Source organism: Listeria aquatica FSL S10-1188 (assembly GCF_000525795.1).
In the GTDB taxonomy this organism is placed as follows: Bacteria; Bacillota; Bacilli; order Lactobacillales; family Listeriaceae; genus Listeria; species Listeria aquatica.
On the sequence record NZ_AOCG01000006.1, the window covers coordinates 132,439 to 152,534 of the forward strand.

Below are 20,096 nucleotides of genomic sequence, written 5' to 3' on the forward strand. Positions count from 1 at the left end.
CAATTGAGCTAAGCGTATCAATCTATCAACGACTCAATCACATCAAAAAAGTCAGGATAAGAAACCGCAACCGCTTCGGCTTTTTCAAGTTCCACTTCCCCCTCTTTTACAAGTAAAGCCGCGATTTGTAGCATCATTCCAATACGATGATCTCCGTAGCTCGTCACTTTTGCACCATGTAGTGCCGTTTTCCCGCGAATGATTAAACCATCTTCAGTCGGCGTAATGTCTGCCCCCATTTTCTTCAATTCATTTGCAACCGCATCAATCCGGTTCGTTTCTTTAACTTTAAGTTCTTCTGCATCACGAATCACTGTTTCACCCTCTGCTTGTGTCGCAAGAAGTGCGATAATAGGAAGCTCATCGATTAAACGAGGAATGAGTGAACCTTCAATAGTTGTTCCACGCAAATTTGAGGTTGCCACTTGGATAGTCCCCGAAAAGGTTGAAGCTTCTTTTGTAAGATTTCCGCCCATCGCTTCCACTACATCAAGAATTCCTGTCCGAGTTGGGTTAAGTCCAACATTCGTTAACCGAATCAAAGAGTCTGGCACAAGTAGACCAAGCGCGATGAAAAAAGCGGCTGAAGAAATATCTCCAGGCACACGCACTTCCTGAGCTGTAAAACTTTGATTGCCAGATAATTTCACAGTGAGTCCCTCTTCTTCAATTTCGCCACCAAACAAACGAATCATTTCTTCTGTATGATTTCGTGTTTTTTCTTTTTCATGAATCACCGTTTCGCCCTCTGCTTGAAGAGCAGCAAATAAAATGGCACTCTTCACCTGAGCACTTGCAACAGGCATCTCATAGTGAATTCCTGAAAGTTGATTTCCTCCACGTAACTGAACTGGCGCAAAACCTGCATCATTTTTTGTTTCAATGCGCGCACCCATTTTTTCAAGAGGTATCCCCACACGATTCATTGGTCTTTTTCGAATCGACTCGTCCCCTGTTAAAACCGCATCAAACTGAGCACCAGCTAAAATCCCCATCATCAGTCGAATCGTCGTTCCCGAATTTCCAACATAAAGTTCTGACTCTGGCTTTTTTAATCCCTGAAAGCCAGAGACGCCGTGAACAACGACTTCCGAATCTGAGCGTTCAATCTTAACACCCAGCTTACGAAACACTTCAATCGTACTTAAACAATCCTCAGCTTCCAGAAAATGATGAATCCGCGTTGTTCCTTTTGCAAGCGCACCAAACATGATGCTGCGATGTGAAATCGACTTGTCACCAGGAACTTCAATTGTCCCTTTCAAGTTCGTTTGATTCGTTATTAGTTTCATAGCGATATCTCCTTATTCCTCGTAATAGCATAAAAAGTCGCTTTGCTCCTCAATGCAGGCCTTCGCACGACTTCGATCTTCTTCTGTTTGAAAAGTAATTTGCAAAATCCCAAAAATATCTTCACGTGTTTCAAGAATTTTCAAGTTAGTTAAGCTAATTTCCCACTTCGCTAAATAACCTGTAACTTCCGAAACAATCCCTGGATAGTCCGGCACGTCAACAAACAAGTCATAAAAAGCAGGAATCGCTCCTTTATGAACAGGGAGTGTATCACGAAATTCTTTCGCTTCATCAAAAAATTGATAAATCGCTTGCCTATCTCCTGTCCGAAGCATTTGAAGTGCTTCTTCCATCGCGAGCTTCCAGCTTTTTAGTTGTCCCATCAAAACGTTTTGATTGCTAAGCGAAATATCCGTCCACATTCGTGGATCAGAAGAAGCAATACGGGTAATATCTCGAAATCCCCCCGCTGCAAGTTGAAATGCGCTTGGATGCAGATGCGTAAACCCTTCCGTTTGCCGAACTAAAGCAGCGGCAATAATGTGCGGCAAGTGGCTCAGCATTCCCGTAATTTCATCATGTTCAGCAGGCGATAGCCGCAAAAACTTCGCACTAGTTCCAGAAAGCCACGCTCTTAACTCCGATACACGTTTTTCGTCTTCTCCTTCAAAAGGAGTGAGCAAGTAATAAGCATTTTCAAATAATAGCCGCTTAGCCGCTGTGACCCCACTTTTATGTGAACCTGCCATCGGATGTCCACCTATAAACGTAATTCCCCGCTCCTTAAGCTTCTCCGCACACGACATAATCCCCGCTTTCGTACTTCCCGTATCCGTCACAATAAGTGTATCTTTTAGCTTCAGTTTAGGTAAGTGACGTAAAAGCGCCTCCGTCTCCTTAACAGGACAGCAAAAAATTAGCAAGTCTGCACGCTTGGCATCTATTAAGAGACTCTCGCCAATTTCATCAATCACCCCGAGTTCAAGCCCAGTTTCAAGCGTTCTCATCGAAACATCCAGACCAATAATATGCGCCTCTTGATGCTGCTCTCGTATTGCAAGTGCGATAGAACCGCCAATTAGCCCAAGTCCAACGATCACCACATTTCCCTTCAAAAAAAACGCCTCCTTAGCGTAAAAATGCCTCAAGCAAACGAATCACTTCCGCATTGTCCTCCGCGCGACCAATTGTGATCCGCACCGCATTTGAAAAACCAAGCGACTCCCCAGAGCGCGTGATATAGCCATTTTTCTCCAAATAGCGAAACACACGTTGACCCGGGTACTGGAACTCAAGCAAAACAAAATTTCCGCAAGAAGGATAAAGTTTGACTTCTTCGTATTGTTTGGCGAACGCCTCATATTGTGCGATACCTAATCTGTTTTCTTTGCGGCATTTTGCGATAAAATCTTGATCCAAAAGAGCTTCAAGCGCAAGCGCTTGCCCGATTGTTGTCGTATTAAAAGGCGAACGAATGACATTCAGTTTATCCACAACTTCTGGATGAGCCATCCCATAGCCCACTCGCGCACTCGCAAGCCCGTAAATTTTACTAAAAGTCCTTGTGATCACTAAATTGGGATACGTACGAATCCACTTTTCATGTGCATCCGGAACGGGCTCAACATACTCGATATAAGCTTCATCCAAGACGACAAGCGTCTCTTTTGGAACCTGCTTGAGGAAAGTTTCCACCACATTCAAATCTAAAAAGTTCCCCGTCGGATTATTCGGATTGCAAATCCAAACTATCGCCGTATCTTCATCAACCTGCGCTAACATCGCATCGAGGTCATGATCCCCATTATTAAGCAGCGGGACTTCTCGCAACTCCGCCCCACAGATTTTTGCATGATGCGCATACTGAACAAAAGTCGGCGTTGCCATCACCGTATTCACATCTGGACGAAGAAGTGCTCGTGCCAAAAGCCCAATCAGTTCATCAACGCCTGCCGTGAAAATGAGTTCTGCTTCATCTAGCTGATAAAATGCAGCAACCTCCTTTCGAAGTGCAGCCGCATGCCCATCCGGATAAAGCTCTGTAAAGGATTCATAGCTCAAGACACGTAAAGCTTCACGAACCGCTTCTGCAGCGCCAAAAGGGTTTTCATTCGAAGATAGCTTCACAATTCGCTCAAGACCAAGTTCCGCTTTCACCTGTTCCTCACGCTTTCCTGGTTTATAAGACCCAAGTCCGGCAAGTGTTTCATTCCATTTCATCAAGCCTCATCTCGCTTTCTTGCAAGATCTGGTCTAAGCTTCGCTGCATCATTCAAGTAAACATGTTTCACATCCGCAAGCTGCCGCTCTATCTGAGCATGCACCATAAGTCGAATGCACTTTGCCGGCGCACCTGGAACATCCGTTTCGACCATCCCCATCACAGGAAGTAACTGAAATCCTTCACACTCTCTGATCGCTCGAGCTGGAAAAGCCGCATTAAGGTCAGGCGTTGCCGTAATGATCACCGATACCAATCGTTCTGGATCCGTCAGCTCATTTTCCCGCAAAATTTGTCGAAATAATTCATCAGTCGCCGCATAAATCTCCTCCGCTTGATTTTCTTTCACCGTTGTAGCTCCACGAATCGCTCGCATCACGCGTCTCCTCCTTCTTTAAACTGAATAAATGTTTCTTCAAGCACATCCCGATCAACCGTTTGTAAAGTTAAGCTCCCAATATCTTGCAAGAGCACAAACGTAATCTCACCGAAAGTCGTTTTCTTATCGTGCAACATATTGTGATAGATGGCCTCAAACGCCACATCTTGAGGCAGTTTCGTCGCATAACCGAGTGACACAAGCCAGCTTTCGAATGGCGCGAGCTCAAACTGAAGCCCCAAAAGCTTCTTACTCAATCGAAGCGCATACAACATGCCATAAATAATCGCTTCCCCGTGCAAAAATCGTTCAAAATTCCCAAATGCCTCAAGCGCATGCCCGAATGTATGGCCAAAATTAAGAAACGCTCGCACTCCTTGTTCCGTCTCATCCTGTTTTACAATTTCCGCCTTCACAGAGATCCCTTTTTCAAGAAACAAAGGCAAAGACTTGCCGTATAAGTCCGTCTCCGAAACAAAATGCTCCTTAAGCGAATTTAAAAACCCTTGCTCACTAATCAGCGCGTGCTTAATGAGCTCAGCAAAACCAGAGCGCATCTCTCGAACCGGAAGTGTCTGAAGTAAGTTCGTATCGTAAACCACCGCTTCTGGTTGATAAAAATTTCCAACTAAATTCTTTCCAAGCGGGTGGTTGATCGCCACCTTGCCGCCAACAGCGCTATCATGCGCCAGTACCGTTGTTGGAAACTGATAAAATGGAATGCCGCGCATATAAGTAGCCGCAATCATCCCGCCAAGGTCACCGATAACGCCGCCGCCAAAAGCAATGAGTGCCGATTTACGATCTAGACTAGCTTCAATCGCTTTCGTAATCCCCGCTTCATAAACCGAAAACGTCTTCGCCGCTTCCCCGTTTGGCGTCACAAACCAAGAAACCTGTTCAACTTCACTTAAAAAAGTTTCCATCTCTTCACGGTGCAAGCTCGCAACATGCTCATCTGTCACCACTAAAAGTTTTGAATACCGTTTCCATTCTTTCGCAAAAGAACCTTTAAGCGCTGAAAAAAGAGCCTCGCCAATATAAACCGGATATGTTTTACTAGCCGTTTCAATTTTCATTTCACGCATACTTAAAACTCCCTCATTCGTTTCCGGTCCGCGTCCACTTGCTCTTTTAAGACATCCAAACGATCACTTTGATATTTTTCAAGAAGCGCCGTTGCGACTTCCCATGCAACCACATTTTCAGCGACAACGCTCGCCGCAGGAACTGCCGAACTATCTGACCGCTCTACACTGGCCGTAAAAGCTTCCTTCGAATCAATATCCACGCTTTGAAGCGGCTTATAAAGTGTTGGAATCGGCTTCATCACACCACGAACAACAATCGGCATCCCATTTGTCATGCCGCCTTCAAAGCCGCCCAAGTGATTCGTCCGTCTCGTATAGCCGTCTTCTTCCGAATATAAAATCTCATCCATCACTTCGCTTCCATATTTCCGTGCCGCCTCAAAACCAACCCCAAATTCGGCACCTTTAAACGCATTAATACTCACGATCGCTCGCGCAATTTTCGCATCCAATTTTTTATCCCATTGCACATAGCTTCCAAGCCCCGCTGGCACCCCGCCAACAACGACTTCCACTACACCGCCGATTGTATCTCCTTTTTTCTTCGTATCATCAATCTTATCCATCATGGCTTGTTCCTGACTTTTATCAAGCGAACGCACAGGGGACTCATTAGCAATTTGTTCAATCTCAGTAACCGTGTAATCCCGATCAATTTGTGCTCGCACACCACCAATTTCAAGCACATGTCCGGCAACTTTGATGTCAAGTTCCGCGAGCAGTTTTTTTGGCGATTGCTCCAGCCGCCACTCGGACAGTCGTTTCCCTTGCGCTCGAACGCTCTAGTACGTTCCGCAAATCACGGTGCCCGTACTTCATACCGCCAACAAGATCTGCATGTCCCGGTCTTGGTCTAGAAACCCGTCTTGATGCTTCGTTTTTTTTCTGGAACTGGCTCTGCACTCATAACCGTTTCCCAATGTTTGAAATCTTTATTTTCAACAAAAAGAGCAAGCGGCGATCCAAGTGTTTTTCCGTGCCTAACACCCGCCGTTAACTGTGCTTGGTCCTTTTCGATTTTCATTCGCGCCCCGCGACCATATCCGCCTTGACGACGTTTTAATTCCACATTAATATCACTTGCAAGAAGCGGCATGCCCGCTGGTAGTCCTTCAATAATTAATGACAATCCTGGTCCATGTGATTCCCCAGCCGTTAAGTATCTCATTTTTTTCGACTCCTTTTCTCCGTTTTAGCGCTTTAAAGTATATATGTATAATCTTATCATATGCCTCATTATGAGACAACCTTTGTGATATAAAAAAACTGCCTTCTAGAGCAGAAGACAGCTTAAATCCAATTCCAATCGGCTCTTTTAGCCGAAGTTAGTTCTTCTGGTTTAAAAAACAACCCAATTTCGCGTTTAGCAGAAGCCTCACTATCGGAGCCATGAATCACATTGCGATTCATATGGACAGCAAAATCAGCGCGGATTGTTCCCGGGGTAGCTTCAAGCGGATTCGTTTCTCCCATCATTTTCCGAGCCACAGAAATCGCTTCATCGCCTTCAAGAACCATCGCAAAAATAGGACCAGACGTAATAAAACTAACCAAGTCATCGAAAAACGGTTTCCCGACGTGTTCCTGATAATGCGCTTTGGCAAGCGCCTCATCCATTTGAAGCAACTTGGCAGAAACTAAATTCAAGCCCTTGTCTTCAAACCTAGTAATGATTTTTCCAATGAGACCTCTTGCTACCCCATCAGGTTTTACCATGACATAAGTTCTCTCCATTGCATTTCCTCCTCAGTAGTCTCGTTTGTCGAGCATTTTGATAATTTGTCTGAGTGGTTTTACTTCTTTTCGATTACCGAATTCATCCAAAATCCTCGCTGCTTTATTTAAGTAATCCGTCGCGACTTGTTCCGATTTTTCAATCGCGCCGCTACTACGGATGGCTTCCACCAAATGTTCGATTTCTTCCTTCGAAGTGGTTTCAGTCACACGTTCAATCCGTTTACAAAGTAGTGGGTCTTGCATAGCAAAAAAACACTGGTAAAGTGACATTCCCTTGACTCAAGTCTTCTCCAGCAGGCTTGCCGAGCTTCTTTTCATCTTGAGAAAAATCCAAAACATCATCTGTAATTTGAAAAGCCATCCCGACATAGTAACCAAACAAATAGAGCTTATCGTCAAGTTTTTCTGGCAAGTCAGCAATAATGCCACCGAGTCCACAACTTGCCGCAATCAACAATGCCGTTTTTCGCTTAATGCGACGTAAATATGAGCGAACGCTTTGTTCAAAATTATATTTATCTTTAATTTGCTCAATTTCACCAACTGCTAGTTCAACAGTCACTTGCGAAAGAAGCAAGTGTGCTTTTTCAATTTTTTACTCGCGTCATATATTCAAGTGACTTCGCAAACAAAAAATCCCCAGTATACATCGCAATATGATTTCCCCACATAGACTTAATCGTAGGACGCCCTCGCCTAAGCGAAGCATCATCCACAACATCATCATGTACAATAGACGCCATGTGAATAAGTTCAATTGAAGTCGCAGCGCTCCTACTAAGTACGGGCTCATACTTTTCGCCAAGTCTTGCAGTTAAGCAAACAAACATGGGACGAATTCGTTTCCCCCCCGCCGTTAATAGATGGAGTGCCGCTTCAGAAATCGTTTCTGCATCTGCATCTGAAACCGCCAATTTGAGTTCATTTTCTACTTCATCAATATCCTTTTGGATAGAAGGATATAAAAAATTAAATTTCATCTTCTTGCCACCTTTTTATAGCCGAAATGCGTCGCGCTCGCCCCACCACTGTGAGAGATATAGCGCACATATGAAAAACCTGCTTGATAAAACAAATCGGAAAGAGCTCTCATGCCTGGGAAATGACGTGTCGATTCCTGCAACCAGCTATATTCATCATAACTCTTTGCAAAAATCTTCCCAAAAAGCGGCATAATATAGCGGAAATATGTATTAAAAAACGGGCGCCAAACTGGGATATTCGGTTGGCTCGTATCAAGACAAACCGCCTGACCACCTGGTTTTAAGACCCGATACATTTCTTTTAATACGGCTAAATAATCTGGGACATTACGCAATCCAAAACCAATTGTGACATAATCAAAAGAATTGTCCGCAAAAGGTAACTCCATCGCGTTCCCTTGCATCAGTTCAATATTTTGAAGACCAGATTTTGCTACTTTGGCTTCACCAACTTGCAGCATATTTGAGCTGAAATCGAGCCCTGTAACAACTCCTGATGGACCAACTTCTTCAGCTGACAAAATCGTCCAATCGGCTGTTCCACAACAAACGTCAAGAACAGACGCTCCTTTTTTCATACGCATTAATTCTATCGTTTCATTTCGCCAGTGCACATGAAGTTTAAAACTGATCACGCTATTCATGCGGTCGTAATCAGACGAGATTTTTTTCAAAAACATGATGTACTTTTTCTTCTTTTTCAGTCGTCATTTATTTTATCCCCTTTCTAAAGTCAGCGCTGTAGCATTTCTTGCAAACGCATATCAAGCGCCGAAGACAAGGGTTCACAAGTTTTCCTAAGTTCTGTGATTTCCTGCTTAAATCTCAAAATTAGTTGTTCAAGCCACTCTTCAAAAGAAGCGGCCGCATCACGAGCAAAAAAGCCATGTTCGTAAGCTCGTTTTAAAGTGGATGAATGATACAGCTCATAAAAGGTCCGTTCATCAAACAGTTTTTTTTAAAGCAAGCACGTGCTCAGCAAGCAAGATAAAAGCATCTGTTTTTCCGAAATAACGAGCAAACTCCGAAAAAATGGCTGCTGATGCCGCCCTAAACTCAGACGCATATTGTTCATCAGAAGAAACGTGAAGTTGATAAATATTCGTTTTTGCTGTATTCATCTTTTGAACACCACGTTGCAACGCCCGGAGTAAATCAATCATACCAAGTTCAGCCATTGTCCGGTAATAAAGCGCGCTATAATAATCACCGGCAAGAACCGTTAGTTCTCTTTCTTTGAGCGTTAATTTATGAGCATCGCCTTTTTCATCAATCCCCTCATGTGTATCATGAGCCAAAATGACATAAAGCGTAGCTGTTATCACTCGGTACTTATCCGTTTCCGCAAGTTCCGAGCTTCGAAGTGATTCATGCAGCCAGAGCATTTGATCTTGATCCATTTTTGGACCATCGAAATTCTCCTTTAAAAACTCATAAGCTGTTCGATCATGAACCAATCTTTCCACTTCCTTCAGTTGTGTGAGGCTCCCTTGATAAGTCATAATAACTTCCCCTTCAAAAACAATAATCCATAAGAATTATTATAGCATAAATCCACTTCAAAACGATAATAGTTATGTTTTTTACGAATGCTTGATTAACGAAAGAACCTCACTACGAAGCTTGTCATCTGTGCGGAATGCACCACGTACAGCACTTGTCACCGTTTTCGCTCCTGGCTTATTGACACCACGAATCGTCATGCACATATGTTCTGCTTCTAAAATCACCATAACACCAAGTGGATTCAATTTTTCCATCATAATTTCTGCTACGGTTTTCGTAATTCGTTCTTGTAGTTGCGGGCGCTTACTCACATCATCAACAACACGAGCTAGCTTGCTTAGACCTGCAACTCGACCATTTTGGGGAAGATAAGCAACGTGAGCTACGCCAAAAAACGGAACCAAGTGATGTTCACATACAGAAGAAAAGCGGATATCTTTGACAAGGACTAGTTCATCATGCTGCTCTTCAAAAACTTTATTAAAATGAACAGACGGATCTTTATGAAGGCCTGCGAAAATTTCTTCATACATTCTTGCAACCCGCATTGGTGTTTCAATTAATCCTTCTCTTTCTGGATTTTCTCCAACAGCTTCAAGTATCATTCTAACGGCATCTGCAATTTTTTTCTTTATCCATTTCAGTCATTCTCCTAACCCTTTTTTGCTTTATTTCTCTGTTTATCTTATCATAACTCCCCTCATTAGGTAAACGGTTTCTATCCCACTATACTGGGAGATAAAAATTAAAAGAATCCCGTCTATCAATGACGAGATTCTGAGTCTATTTCATTCCTTTTCTTTTTTATAAATGGAAGCATCATAAAGAGCATTCCACTCATTAAAAAAAGATTCTATCGAAAAACGATTTTCCACCGTAAGCCTCGCCTGTTTAGAAAGCGAAATTCTCAACTCGCGCTCATTTAAAAACAAATTCAAATAAATTTGAATTTGCTGCAGATCTCCCGGTGTTACTAAAAAACCATTTTCACCATCTTTAATTGCGTCCGGTATTCCTCCAATAGCCGTTGCAAGATTCGGAATCCCTCGTGCCATCGTCTCAAGAATAGACATCGGCAAGCCTTCATTATAAGAGATTAACAAGTGCAACACTGCACCTGAGAGCACTTCATCACGTTTTGAAGCATCTAACCAGCCAGGAAGTGTCACATTTTGAATGTTTTTTCGCTTTATTTCTTTTGTAAGTCGTTCGATTTCCCCATCTCCATATAAAACAAATTGGTAATCTGGAAAAAGTGGGGCAATTTTTAGCACATCATAGCTTCCTTTTCGCTCTCCTTGACGCCCTAGCATAATAATTTTTTTTGGCATCTGAATCGTAGTTTGCTTCTTTTGGAACTTCTACTGCATTAGGAATCACAGAAATGGGGGTTTTCGTAAGTCCTCTGTAAAAGCTCGCCCAACTTTCACTTAAAACAACAATGTGATCAGCACGATTTAATACGTCTCGAATCCGTTTTTTTAAGAATCGTGGACTTTTTTCGTAGAACAAATCAAATTGTGAGGCGTGCATATGGAAAATATAATGCGTATACCTAGGAACTAAGTAGCTAAGCAAAGCTTTCCGATAAAAACTTCCTTTTTGTGCTACGTGAAAGTGAACGATATCAATTTTTTCTTGCCGAATTTTCTTGCGGATCACAAATAAAGCCCGAATTCCAGCAAAATATCTATGTTTTTCCTGCCAAGTTTCCAAGTAAACTATTTTATTACTGCGGTAATATTTCCGGAAGTTGGCAATAACTGTCGCGATACCACCTTTAGCTTTAAAACTAGGTCCAACCATCAATATATTCATCTTTTGCCTCCTTTCTTTCTATAAGAACCCATAAATTCCCGGTACTTTTTAATGAGTGCCATCAGCGTTTCGTTGTATAACCAAGAAATCACTAAGAGCACCAAAAGACCAAAACCAAAAAGACCACATCGACTGTTTGCAAAAAGTTGTATAAAGCGCATATGAGACTAAAAATAAAGTTCCCACATAAAATCGCTTCAATTTATAATCAACCTGAAATAAACGAGTGGAAAAATAAGTTCTCATCGTGAAAAAAGCGATATAAGAAATCCCAGTAGAAATCGCAGCCCCTGCAGCCCCAATTAGTGGAACAAGCAAGATATTTCCAAGTACATTAATAAAAAAGACACAGCAAGCGATTAGAAGATGCCACTTTGTTTTTTTTATAAAAGTTAATTCCAACCACGGTCACTTCTGAAATGGTATACATCACAGGGATAAATACTAAAAAAGGCATGATCGAAGCAGCATCCCGGTATTCTGAACCTAAAAGATAAACAATAACATCTTTAAAAAGTAAAACGCCCGTTGCAATAACAAACATTACAAAAATAACCGTTTGAGCCATTTTTTGGAAAAACACAGCATTATCAGGGTTTTCTTTGAATTTTTCATAACTAAGTGGTGTCCAAAAAGCCGTAAAATTGATCTGTAACATATTAAGAACGGCAATAATTTTAAATGCTGCATAATATAACCCTAATTCGCTATAGTTCGACCACTCTTTAATGGCTAGTCGGTCCACAGATTGAAAAGCTAATGTCATTAGGAGCGTGACCATAAGTGGCATGCCATAACGTAATCTTTCGCTCGTGCCACTTTTTAAGGGAGCAACTTGGTCACCAAAAAAGCGCCAAAATTTATACTCTACACTAATAGCAATCACGGTAACTAAAATCATGAATGAAATATGTGCGTAAATAATAACTTCATAGTGATTACCCATTAAATACGCGAAAAAAAAGAATACCCAGAAATTCAAGTGATTTATTTAAGACTTGAATCAACGAGAAAATTTTTCCCTTTTGTTGCATGCGGATAACAAGCGATGCAAATGTGCTCACAATACGCAAAAAAACATAAAGCAGCAGTAAAAAAACGAGCCACAAACTGACTTTTGAAAATATGAATGCGGAAAAAGTTTGATAAAAAACTAAAATTAAAAAGAGCTGCTAATCCAAAAGTCGCAAGTGAGATTCTTAAACTGCCGCGCAACAAAAACTTACGATTCGACGTCTCTTCTTCATAAAAAAAGCGAATAAAACTTTGATCCGATCCGAGGAGTGTGATCGCTGCCAAAACATCCACAACGAGCAAAAAAATGGAGGCTTGTCCAAATTGATCAGGTGAAAGGAGCCGTGTTGTAATCGGCGTGCTCACAAAACCGATCAACATGGCAATCCAGCTTCCAATCGAAATTGATAAAAACTTATTTAAAATATTGCTTGTTTGACTCACGAAAATTTCCGCCTCCTACTTAGCACCCGTCACTTTTTTTGCATAAACTGCTGCATTTGTTCTACAAAAGCTAAAAATGTTACAACTTGATCTTTTTCCTGTGCCGTCCCATTTTCAAAAAGAAACATACAATCCTGCTTTAGCTGCTTATCTTTTAGCACCTCTAACCCTCGCTCAAAACGCTCTTCATAGAAAGCTTGTAGCTCTGGATTCTGTTTATACCAGTAGTCCACCGGATTCATATGCTTCTTTGTGTTTAATCGCAGCCCAAGCTTTTTCTTAAGAAACTTCCCTACCGCTTTCGGAAAGCTTGTCCACGGAATAGGAACCCCCTTCACAGTCCAGACTTTGCGATTGATCTTTCCTTGCACCTTTTCATAGACAAAATTAGCTGCCCTCGGATAATAGCGATTGATCCACTTCAAATAAAGCGCATGACCACTACGATATTCAAACGGAAGCGACAAACAAAAATCTAAAAACTCGACATCAAGAAACGGAGAAATGGTTTCTGTAAATTGATACATCGGTTTTAAGCCAATATTTATCCCTGTAAATCCACGATTGTAAAACTTAAACAATTCTTGATCCGATAAGTTAACTGCTTGCTCTTCTGTGTAGCAAACCCGGTCGAGCAGCTTCGTCGAAACAGCCCCATCTCCTCGCTTAAAGCCTTGCTGCTTCCCATCATCATAATAAGTCCCGATGATGACATCCCCAAGCTGACCAGTATGAACTAACCCAAACCTATCCAAGTTGACATTTTTCAATAGACTAAGTGTATGCGAAACCGTTGAGCTTTGAGCTCTTGCTCCCGATATCCTGACAGCTTCATCAAAATACTTGTATAAATATAGTCCGTTATCCAAACTTTTAAACAGCCACTCATGATGCAACTTATCCGCGATTTTATTCGCCACAGTTTCATCCAGATAATTCGACTGGGAAAACGTGTAATTTAACATATCCGTATAGCCCATTTCGTGTGCTACCCAAGTTGTCATTCGTGAATCGAGTCCGCCACTTAGTGCCACTAAATGTTTATAGCCATACTCCAAATCCTTTTCAAAAGAAAGGCGTACAGCACTTCGAAACAATGTATCCAATTTTTCAAGTGCTTTGTCTTCTTCAATCGGCTGCACTTTAGTTTGAATCTCATAATAACTTTTCTGCATCAACCCCCTAGAGGAAAACACTAAAAAGCTTCCTGGCGTAAGGCGCTTCACCTCATCGAACAAAGTTTCATTACAAAGCGTGTGCCCATGCGTCATTAAACTATAACTAGCATTTTTATTAAGTCTAAATGTCTTACCGGAATGAACATGAACGAGTTTTATTAGCAGATCAAAGTCTATTGCAAAATAAAGTGTATTCGTTTCTTGATCCATATAGTAAAAAACTTCTTTATCGCCCATATGATTTGTATAGATCGCAATTCTTGCGGTTTCTTTTTCGAGTACTACTCCTGCAAAACTGCCTCGTAAGTTTTTAAAGAAAGGAGCAGCGGCCGTTTGTTTCATTTTCTGAAGTAACGAAACCATCTCTGTTTCAGCATTCAACCTGTAATGTTTCATCAGTTTCTGCTTATTTAAGACAACGCCATCAAGAATAAAAAAGTGTTCTGCATCCTCAGAAAACGTTTTGTCATAAATAAATTTTTTTGTAGCATGTCGAAAAAAGCGACCATAAAGTCCTGCAACCTGAATTGCTGCCTCTTCATCTATAAATCCTGATTCGTGTGTGACAAAATCGCTCCATTTTAGTTTTTTTTTCAAGTACATCAGGCCTGTCTGAAACAAAGCCATAAAATCCAGGCATAGCATCTTTCTTCCCTTCTATCAAAATCAATCATTTTTAAGTCTTGCGCGTGATAAGAACAGCTCCACAAATGAGCCCTAAAAAAAGTTGAGGACAACGCTGAAAATAATACATGTCCCGCAAAAAAGCCGTAAAAAATAACGACAATCAGAATAAAGCTATAAACAGAACGTCCTTCTTTTTCTAGTGCAAGCTTCAAAAAATACCCTAGTAAAACGAGCAAGAGAATCATTCCAATCAATCCAAAACCGAAAAAAGCATCAAAAAAGTCCATTTCAATTAAGCCCATGCGACCAAATTGTTCTAGCCGGTACTGAAAGCCTTGTCCACCAAAAAAAGTGAAATAAAAATGAGGATCGCTCAAAAAAGCAGTCATTCCACCATCCAGAAAAGTGCTACGTGAGCTAGACAAAAGTCGAACTAAGTCACCATCATAAAGATGATAAAAGTAACTTAGCCGTTCGAAAGTTCCGCTTAGCATTGAAACGATATCTCGTGCACCTTTTATAGCGCCCCAGAGTAAAATCCCTAAACAAATGATCCAGATTGTTAAACGATGAAGGAACGACCTGTACAACGAGCCAAATAAAACAGTGACAAGAAGTATCAAACTGACAAAAGCGCCGTAAAGAATTCCCGTTTTCATTCCAATTAAAATCAAGCAAAAGAAATTCCCCGCATAAAGCAGAAGGCTTAAAATTAAACCCATGCGCCATTTTCCTTGTAATTTTTTATGTAGTTCCCAGCCGGATAATGTAATTAAAATAATGAACGCACAAGAAAGATCATTCTGCGCGTAGAAAAAACCCTTATAACCGGCCTCAGAAGCTGCATAAGTATAGGTTCCAACACCCAATAAATAAGGAATAATGAGACCTGCTGTAAAAAACAAATTAATCACTGTAAACATTCGATTCAGCCACAAAATCTGAAAAGTCTCTCTCCGTTGATACATATAATACGGAATCAGTGCCCATAAAAAGTACTTCACCAAAACTCCTAAATCGCTAGTTACATGAGAAATCGGGTTCTCTAGGACAATACTTTGAAGAAGAAAAAGCAAGAAGCTTCCTAAGATGAACAAGAAAGTGAGGAAGGTATAGCGGCTCTTAGGCATTACTTTGCTAAAAATGGCAAAAAGCAAAAAAGAAAAAAGAACGCAAAGCGATACAAAATACCAATTGGAAAAGTCTCACCTGTCGTCAAAAAAAAAGCCATTTACACTATCAATCAAAGGAAAAACAGCAACCAGCGCCAAAAACAAATAGATATTCCAAGGTATACGTTGCAATTGTCTATTTTCCACGCCGTTTCTCCTTCCATACCAGCTTTAAAAAAAGTCAGATTTCCTAGCAAATAGCGCCGAAACATTCGTCGTGGCTCTTGAAGAAAGCGATAAAACCATTCCAAGCCGATCTTTTGCATCCAACTAGGTGCACGCTTTGTTTTACCAGCAATGATATCAAAGCTCCCACCAACGCCCATAGAGAAAGGAACATTCATAATCTCTTTATATCTGTGAATCCAAAATTCTTTTTTAGGACTCGAAAAGGCAACAAACAAGATATCCGCATGGCTGTCCCGGATTTCTTCTGCAATTGAAAGAGAATCCTCTTCTTCAAAATAACCATTCCGGTAGCCCGCAATCTTTAATGCTGGAAAGGTTTCCTGATGAATCTGTATCACCTTTTCTACCACTTCCTCTTCCGCACCAAAGTAGTAAACTCGGTAACCTTTTTTTGCCGCTATTTTTACAAGATTCGAAAATAAATCAATCCCTGTCACTCTTTCTTGAACTGGAAAACCAAGAAAGCGACCAGCCCAAACAATTGACTGCCCGTCTACATTAATCAGCGAACAGCTATTCACAATTTCTTGCAATTCCTTGTTTTTAGCTATTAAATTAACTTTGCTTGCATTCACAACCACATGTTGTTCTGGATGACGTGCCAAGATAATTTGCTCTACTCGCGCAAGTGTTTCTTCCATCGTGAGAAGGTCTAGCTGTATTCCAAGTAAAGAAACCCGTTTATTTTGTTCAGATGCCACGTTTCAGTAAGCCCCTTTCGGAGCAAGCACAACTAAAATAGTCCGAGCAAGAATTTTTAAATCATTCAAAAAAGACATATGCTGAATATAGGTAAGATCTAGTTCAACCATTTCAGCAAACCCAATTTGATTTCGCCCACTAACCTGCCACAGTCCTGTACATCCTGGTGTAACTGTCAGACGCATCTTGTCATAGGCCGAATACATCTCAACTTCTCGTGGAAGCGGTGGACGCGGACCCACTAATGACATTTCTCCTCGGATAACATTCCATAGTTGCGGAAATTCATCAATACTTGTTTTTCTTAAAAAACGTCCAATCGGTGTCACCCGCGGATCTCTTTTCATCTTAAACATTGCGCCTTTTATTTCATTTAGTTCTAAATATTTCGCAAGTTCTGTTTCTGCATTGGGTCGCATTGTTCTAAATTTATACATCTGAAAATTCGAACCGTTTCGCCCAACTCGGACTTGTTTAAAAATTATCGGTGCTTTTAGGTCTGTCATCTTAATTACTAACGCTACTAAAATAAACAGCGGAAAAAGAAACAGTAGCGCTAGAAGTGCAAAAACAAAATCCCCCAGTCTTTTAAAGCGCAAATAAAGGCTTCTTTCTTCTGCTATTTGGAAAATCACTTTATTGTTTTCCATTGTTCTCACCCTTTTTAGTAATAGTAATAGTTTTTATTCAAGTCTTTTGTGCCATTTAAAATAGCACCTAATAAATTCACTCTAGTAAATTTCAACTTATCAAGAGCTTTTTTTGGCTTCTTCTTTGAGTGTTTTATGATAGCGAATTACGAGAATAGCTCCATCGATCTCATCAGCCAAGACTAACGCATCAGGAACAATCGTAACGGGTGGTGTATCTATGATAATAAAATCGAACTTGGTTCTTAGTTCAGCCAAAATTTTTTTTCATCCGAGTAGAAGCCAGTAAATCGGTTGGATTCGGCGGAATAATGCCACTTGTCATAATAGAAAGATTGTTAACCGACGTTTTTTGGAGCACCTCTTCAAGTTCTAGGTCTCCTGTAATCAAATTCGAAAGACCGTTATACATATTTTTCGAAAAAATTTTGTGAATCGTTGGTTTTCGCAAATCCGTATCAATTAACAGCGTCTTTTTCCCAGATTGCGCGGTGACAACGGCAATGTTAGAAGCAATTGTTGATTTTCCTGTTCCGCTTTCCGATGATGTGACCATCACAACATTATTTTCTTTATCAATACTAGTGAAATCGATTCCAGTTCGAATCATTCGAAATTGCTCATAAAGCGGTGAATATGAATCAATCTGTGTGAGAAGTGTTTTCGTTCCCATATTTTTGGCCTCGCTTTCTACCTCTTTCCGCACTGTGTTTCACTGCTCGGTCATTAAATTCGCTTACTACCCCTAACACATGGATTCCAAGTAAACTTTCAATTTCCTCAGGGTCTGTAAATTTGCGGTTAAAAAACAGCTTCATAAACATAATCAAAAAATCCACAACTATCCCGCATAGCAGTGTTAAAATAAGTAATAAAGCTTTATTCGGCTTTATCGGTTGATCGCTACTTGTTTCATCCGCTTGCGACAAAATGGTGACATTATTGACATTCATAATTTTTGGTATTTCTTTTTGAAAAGTTTGAGCAGTTAAGTTTACTATTTCTGCTGCCTTTGCTGCATTTTTATTTTGAACATTAATTTCAATCACCTGCGAATTATCTTTACTCGTAACCGTCGTCGCTTCCATCAAAGCTTCACTAGAATAAGTTCCATCTAGTTTTTCTTCAACTTCGCTTAAAATTCGTGGACTTAAAATGATATTGCTGTACGTATTCACAAGTTGTAAATCGGCTTGAACAGATTGCACTTCAAGATTCGCGTTTTTCGAATTATCATTTTGACTAATTAAAATCTGTGCGCTTTTTTGATAAACTGGAACAGCTACAAATTGCAAATAAGAAAACATTCCTGCAACCAGTACTACAATGACGCCAATAAGAAGCCATTTTTCGCGTTTCATCAGTTGTATAATTTTACTTAAATTAATTATTTCATTCATTGGATTCTCCCAAAATAATGATTTAAACACTCAATTTTTCTTGCTTAATCCTTGAAATGTCGCCTAACGAATAATAGTGAACGCTCGAATTTGAATGTTCATAAACTTGCTTCGTATCTAACAAATAGCGTTGTTTCATGTGTGAAAAATCCGCTTCTGTTATTTGTTTAAATTCCGCGTGATCCGTTAAAATTAAAACTAAATCACTATTCCTAAGTGCATCAGATTTATTTTGCGTCAGCTGGTCTATTTGAACGTGTGGATCATAAACGCTAATTTCGTAATTTGTTGTTTCCTTTAAAAGTCGTAAAACCTCAATTGCTGGGCTTTCCCGTATGTCATCAATATTTCCTTTGTATGCCAAGCCAAAAATCGTTATTTTTTTCCCACAAATGTTATCCATAAGTTGTTTAGTTTTCTGCACAATAAATGTTGGCATGTTACTATTGATAGCTCTTGCCGTTTGAATTAACTCCGTATTTTCTGGTGAAGCAGCCACAACAAAATACGGATCAACAGCAAGACAGTGCCCTCCAACTCCCGGACCCGGTTGGTGAATATGCACACGCGGATGTTTGTTTGCCATCTCAATGACCTTTAGCACATCAATCTCAAGATCATCTCCAACCTTGACAAGTTCATTAGCGATCGCAATATTAATATCACGGTACGTATTTTCCATCAGCTTAGATAATTCCGCCTCAGAAGCTCCCGCCAAAATAAGTTCACCTTCGACAAACTTGCCATAAATTTCTTTTCCTTTTTCCGCGCAACGCTTTGTCACACCACCAATGATTCGATTATTTCTTCTTAGTTCCCACAAAATCTTTCCAGGAAGTACCCGCTCTGGGCAATGCACTAAATAAATATCTTCCCCCACCACAAAACCATAGCTTTCGATCATAGGCTGGATGCGGTTTACTGTTGTTTTAGGAGGGATAGTAGATTCAATAATTACGGTATTTCCTTTTTGTAAAAACGGTAGGATGGACTGAACAGCTTGATCTACATACTGAAAATCACAACTATGATACTTGTCATTTTGATTAGGTGTTGGAACAGAAATAATAAAAACATCTGCTTGTTCTGGAGTAGTGGAAGCTCTGAATGTTCCGTCCGCTAAAACTTCTGCTAACAGTTCCGCAACTCCTGGCTCCTCAAGATGTACAATCCCTTGATTGAGCTGCGACACAATTTCAGATGAAATGTCTACTCCAACGACTTCTTCGCCGCTTTTAGCAAAACTAAGTGCTGTTGGAAGTCCAATATACCCAAGCCCAATCGTCATTAACTTACTCATTTTCGTTGACGCTCCATTCCGCAAGTTCCTTCCCATTCGGTTTGTAAACTAACTTATCTGGTGCCTTATTTGTAGCAAAAGAGACCTTGCCTGATAGCTTTTCACCAGACTTTAGTTCATTTCCAAACGTTGCAAGTGAATCATCTAGCTTCACTTCTTTTTTATCCTTTGTCTTTAGTACGAAATCAATTGACCCTAGTCCTTTCTTTACGGAAGAAGCATTTTCTCCTTCAATCGTGAAAGTATATAGATTTTCTTTTTTCTTGCCTTCTACTTTTTCATTTTCTTCTTGTTTTTTAATCGTTATTTTCAGTCCATCAACGACTTGACTTTTATTTGCTAGATTTTTTTTCACTTGTTTTCTCTGTTTGATTTTTTTTGTTCTTTTTCAG

20 protein-coding genes and 4 pseudogenes are annotated in these 20,096 nt (G+C 40.5%); all 24 read right to left on the minus strand.

Features of this window, described 5'->3' with window-relative positions; translation table 11 throughout:
• Nucleotides 1–17: 17 nt before the first annotated feature.
• Nucleotides 18–1,292 carry a 3-phosphoshikimate 1-carboxyvinyltransferase gene (gene aroA, locus MAQA_RS04625; RefSeq protein ID WP_036071814.1) on the minus strand — a complete coding sequence of 425 codons (1,275 nt, stop codon included), beginning with the start codon at nucleotides 1,290–1,292 and terminating at the stop codon, nucleotides 18–20.
• Nucleotides 1,293–1,304: 12 nt separating this feature from the next.
• Nucleotides 1,305–2,408 (minus strand): prephenate dehydrogenase, encoded by a 1,104-nt coding sequence (locus MAQA_RS04630; RefSeq protein WP_036071816.1) that lies wholly within the window; start codon nucleotides 2,406–2,408, stop codon nucleotides 1,305–1,307.
• A 13-nt stretch (nucleotides 2,409–2,421) separates the two neighbouring features.
• Nucleotides 2,422–3,513 carry a histidinol-phosphate transaminase gene (hisC, locus tag MAQA_RS04635; RefSeq protein ID WP_036071819.1) on the minus strand — a complete coding sequence of 364 codons (1,092 nt, stop codon included), beginning with the start codon at nucleotides 3,511–3,513 and terminating at the stop codon, nucleotides 2,422–2,424.
• Nucleotides 3,513–3,890 (minus strand): chorismate mutase, encoded by a 378-nt coding sequence (gene aroH / locus MAQA_RS04640; protein WP_036071822.1) that lies wholly within the window; start codon nucleotides 3,888–3,890, stop codon nucleotides 3,513–3,515. Before aroH ends, hisC begins: the two co-directional genes overlap by 1 nt.
• Nucleotides 3,890–4,981, minus strand: coding sequence for a 3-dehydroquinate synthase (gene aroB / locus MAQA_RS04645; RefSeq protein WP_036071825.1), 1,092 nt, complete (start codon nucleotides 4,979–4,981; stop codon nucleotides 3,890–3,892). Before aroB ends, aroH begins: the two co-directional genes overlap by 1 nt.
• A gap of 2 nt (nucleotides 4,982–4,983) precedes the next feature.
• Nucleotides 4,984–6,152, minus strand: a pseudogene (gene aroC / locus MAQA_RS04650) (chorismate synthase).
• Nucleotides 6,153–6,274: 122 nt separating this feature from the next.
• Nucleotides 6,275–6,718: a nucleoside-diphosphate kinase gene (gene ndk, locus MAQA_RS04655; RefSeq protein WP_036071828.1), complete on the minus strand. Its 444-nt coding sequence runs from the start codon at nucleotides 6,716–6,718 to the stop codon at nucleotides 6,275–6,277.
• 12 nt (nucleotides 6,719–6,730) lie between these two features.
• A pseudogene (gene hepT, locus MAQA_RS04660) lies at nucleotides 6,731–7,701 on the minus strand (heptaprenyl diphosphate synthase component II).
• Nucleotides 7,698–8,415: pseudogene (locus MAQA_RS04665) on the minus strand (demethylmenaquinone methyltransferase). Before MAQA_RS04665 ends, hepT begins: the two co-directional pseudogenes overlap by 4 nt.
• Before the next feature lie 22 nt (nucleotides 8,416–8,437).
• A pseudogene (locus tag MAQA_RS04670) lies at nucleotides 8,438–9,206 on the minus strand (heptaprenyl diphosphate synthase component 1).
• A gap of 81 nt (nucleotides 9,207–9,287) precedes the next feature.
• Entirely contained in the window at nucleotides 9,288–9,854 is a 567-nt protein-coding gene (folE, locus tag MAQA_RS04675) for a GTP cyclohydrolase I FolE (RefSeq protein ID WP_036071831.1), read from the minus strand.
• A 144-nt stretch (nucleotides 9,855–9,998) separates the two neighbouring features.
• Nucleotides 9,999–10,541, minus strand: a complete 543-nt coding sequence (locus tag MAQA_RS15330; RefSeq protein WP_241463093.1) for a glycosyltransferase — start codon at nucleotides 10,539–10,541, stop codon at nucleotides 9,999–10,001.
• Nucleotides 10,486–11,028 (minus strand): glycosyltransferase, encoded by a 543-nt coding sequence (locus tag MAQA_RS15335; protein WP_241463094.1) that lies wholly within the window; start codon nucleotides 11,026–11,028, stop codon nucleotides 10,486–10,488. The genes MAQA_RS15330 and MAQA_RS15335 overlap by 56 nt, the downstream gene beginning before the upstream one ends.
• A gap of 334 nt (nucleotides 11,029–11,362) precedes the next feature.
• Nucleotides 11,363–12,010, minus strand: a complete 648-nt coding sequence (locus MAQA_RS16045; protein ID WP_277619938.1) for a lipopolysaccharide biosynthesis protein — start codon at nucleotides 12,008–12,010, stop codon at nucleotides 11,363–11,365.
• 5 nt (nucleotides 12,011–12,015) lie between these two features.
• Nucleotides 12,016–12,486, minus strand: coding sequence for a lipopolysaccharide biosynthesis protein (locus MAQA_RS16050; RefSeq protein WP_036071833.1), 471 nt, complete (start codon nucleotides 12,484–12,486; stop codon nucleotides 12,016–12,018).
• 29 nt (nucleotides 12,487–12,515) lie between these two features.
• Nucleotides 12,516–14,261, minus strand: a complete 1,746-nt coding sequence (locus tag MAQA_RS04695) for an asparagine synthetase B family protein (protein WP_159099958.1) — start codon at nucleotides 14,259–14,261, stop codon at nucleotides 12,516–12,518.
• A 5-nt stretch (nucleotides 14,262–14,266) separates the two neighbouring features.
• Nucleotides 14,267–15,421, minus strand: a complete 1,155-nt coding sequence (locus MAQA_RS04700; RefSeq protein ID WP_241463115.1) for an O-antigen ligase family protein — start codon at nucleotides 15,419–15,421, stop codon at nucleotides 14,267–14,269.
• Nucleotides 15,422–15,534: 113 nt separating this feature from the next.
• Nucleotides 15,535–16,353, minus strand: a complete 819-nt coding sequence (locus tag MAQA_RS04705) for a WecB/TagA/CpsF family glycosyltransferase (protein ID WP_420911926.1) — start codon at nucleotides 16,351–16,353, stop codon at nucleotides 15,535–15,537.
• Nucleotides 16,354–16,356: 3 nt separating this feature from the next.
• Nucleotides 16,357–17,004, minus strand: coding sequence for a sugar transferase (locus MAQA_RS04710; protein WP_036071835.1), 648 nt, complete (start codon nucleotides 17,002–17,004; stop codon nucleotides 16,357–16,359).
• A 99-nt stretch (nucleotides 17,005–17,103) separates the two neighbouring features.
• Nucleotides 17,104–17,262 (minus strand): P-loop NTPase family protein, encoded by a 159-nt coding sequence (locus tag MAQA_RS15345; RefSeq protein ID WP_241463095.1) that lies wholly within the window; start codon nucleotides 17,260–17,262, stop codon nucleotides 17,104–17,106.
• The gene (locus MAQA_RS15350) at nucleotides 17,255–17,677 is read right to left on the minus strand and encodes a CpsD/CapB family tyrosine-protein kinase (RefSeq protein WP_241463096.1); all 423 of its coding nucleotides are present in this window, start codon (nucleotides 17,675–17,677) and stop codon (nucleotides 17,255–17,257) included. Before MAQA_RS15350 ends, MAQA_RS15345 begins: the two co-directional genes overlap by 8 nt.
• Nucleotides 17,646–18,404 (minus strand): YveK family protein, encoded by a 759-nt coding sequence (locus MAQA_RS04720; protein WP_052008466.1) that lies wholly within the window; start codon nucleotides 18,402–18,404, stop codon nucleotides 17,646–17,648. Before MAQA_RS04720 ends, MAQA_RS15350 begins: the two co-directional genes overlap by 32 nt.
• 22 nt (nucleotides 18,405–18,426) lie before the next feature.
• The gene (locus tag MAQA_RS04725; protein ID WP_036071839.1) at nucleotides 18,427–19,704 is read right to left on the minus strand and encodes a nucleotide sugar dehydrogenase; all 1,278 of its coding nucleotides are present in this window, start codon (nucleotides 19,702–19,704) and stop codon (nucleotides 18,427–18,429) included.
• Nucleotides 19,697–20,059: a DUF4354 family protein gene (locus MAQA_RS04730; RefSeq protein WP_241463097.1), complete on the minus strand. Its 363-nt coding sequence runs from the start codon at nucleotides 20,057–20,059 to the stop codon at nucleotides 19,697–19,699. Before MAQA_RS04730 ends, MAQA_RS04725 begins: the two co-directional genes overlap by 8 nt.
• Nucleotides 20,060–20,096 lie beyond the last annotated feature (37 nt).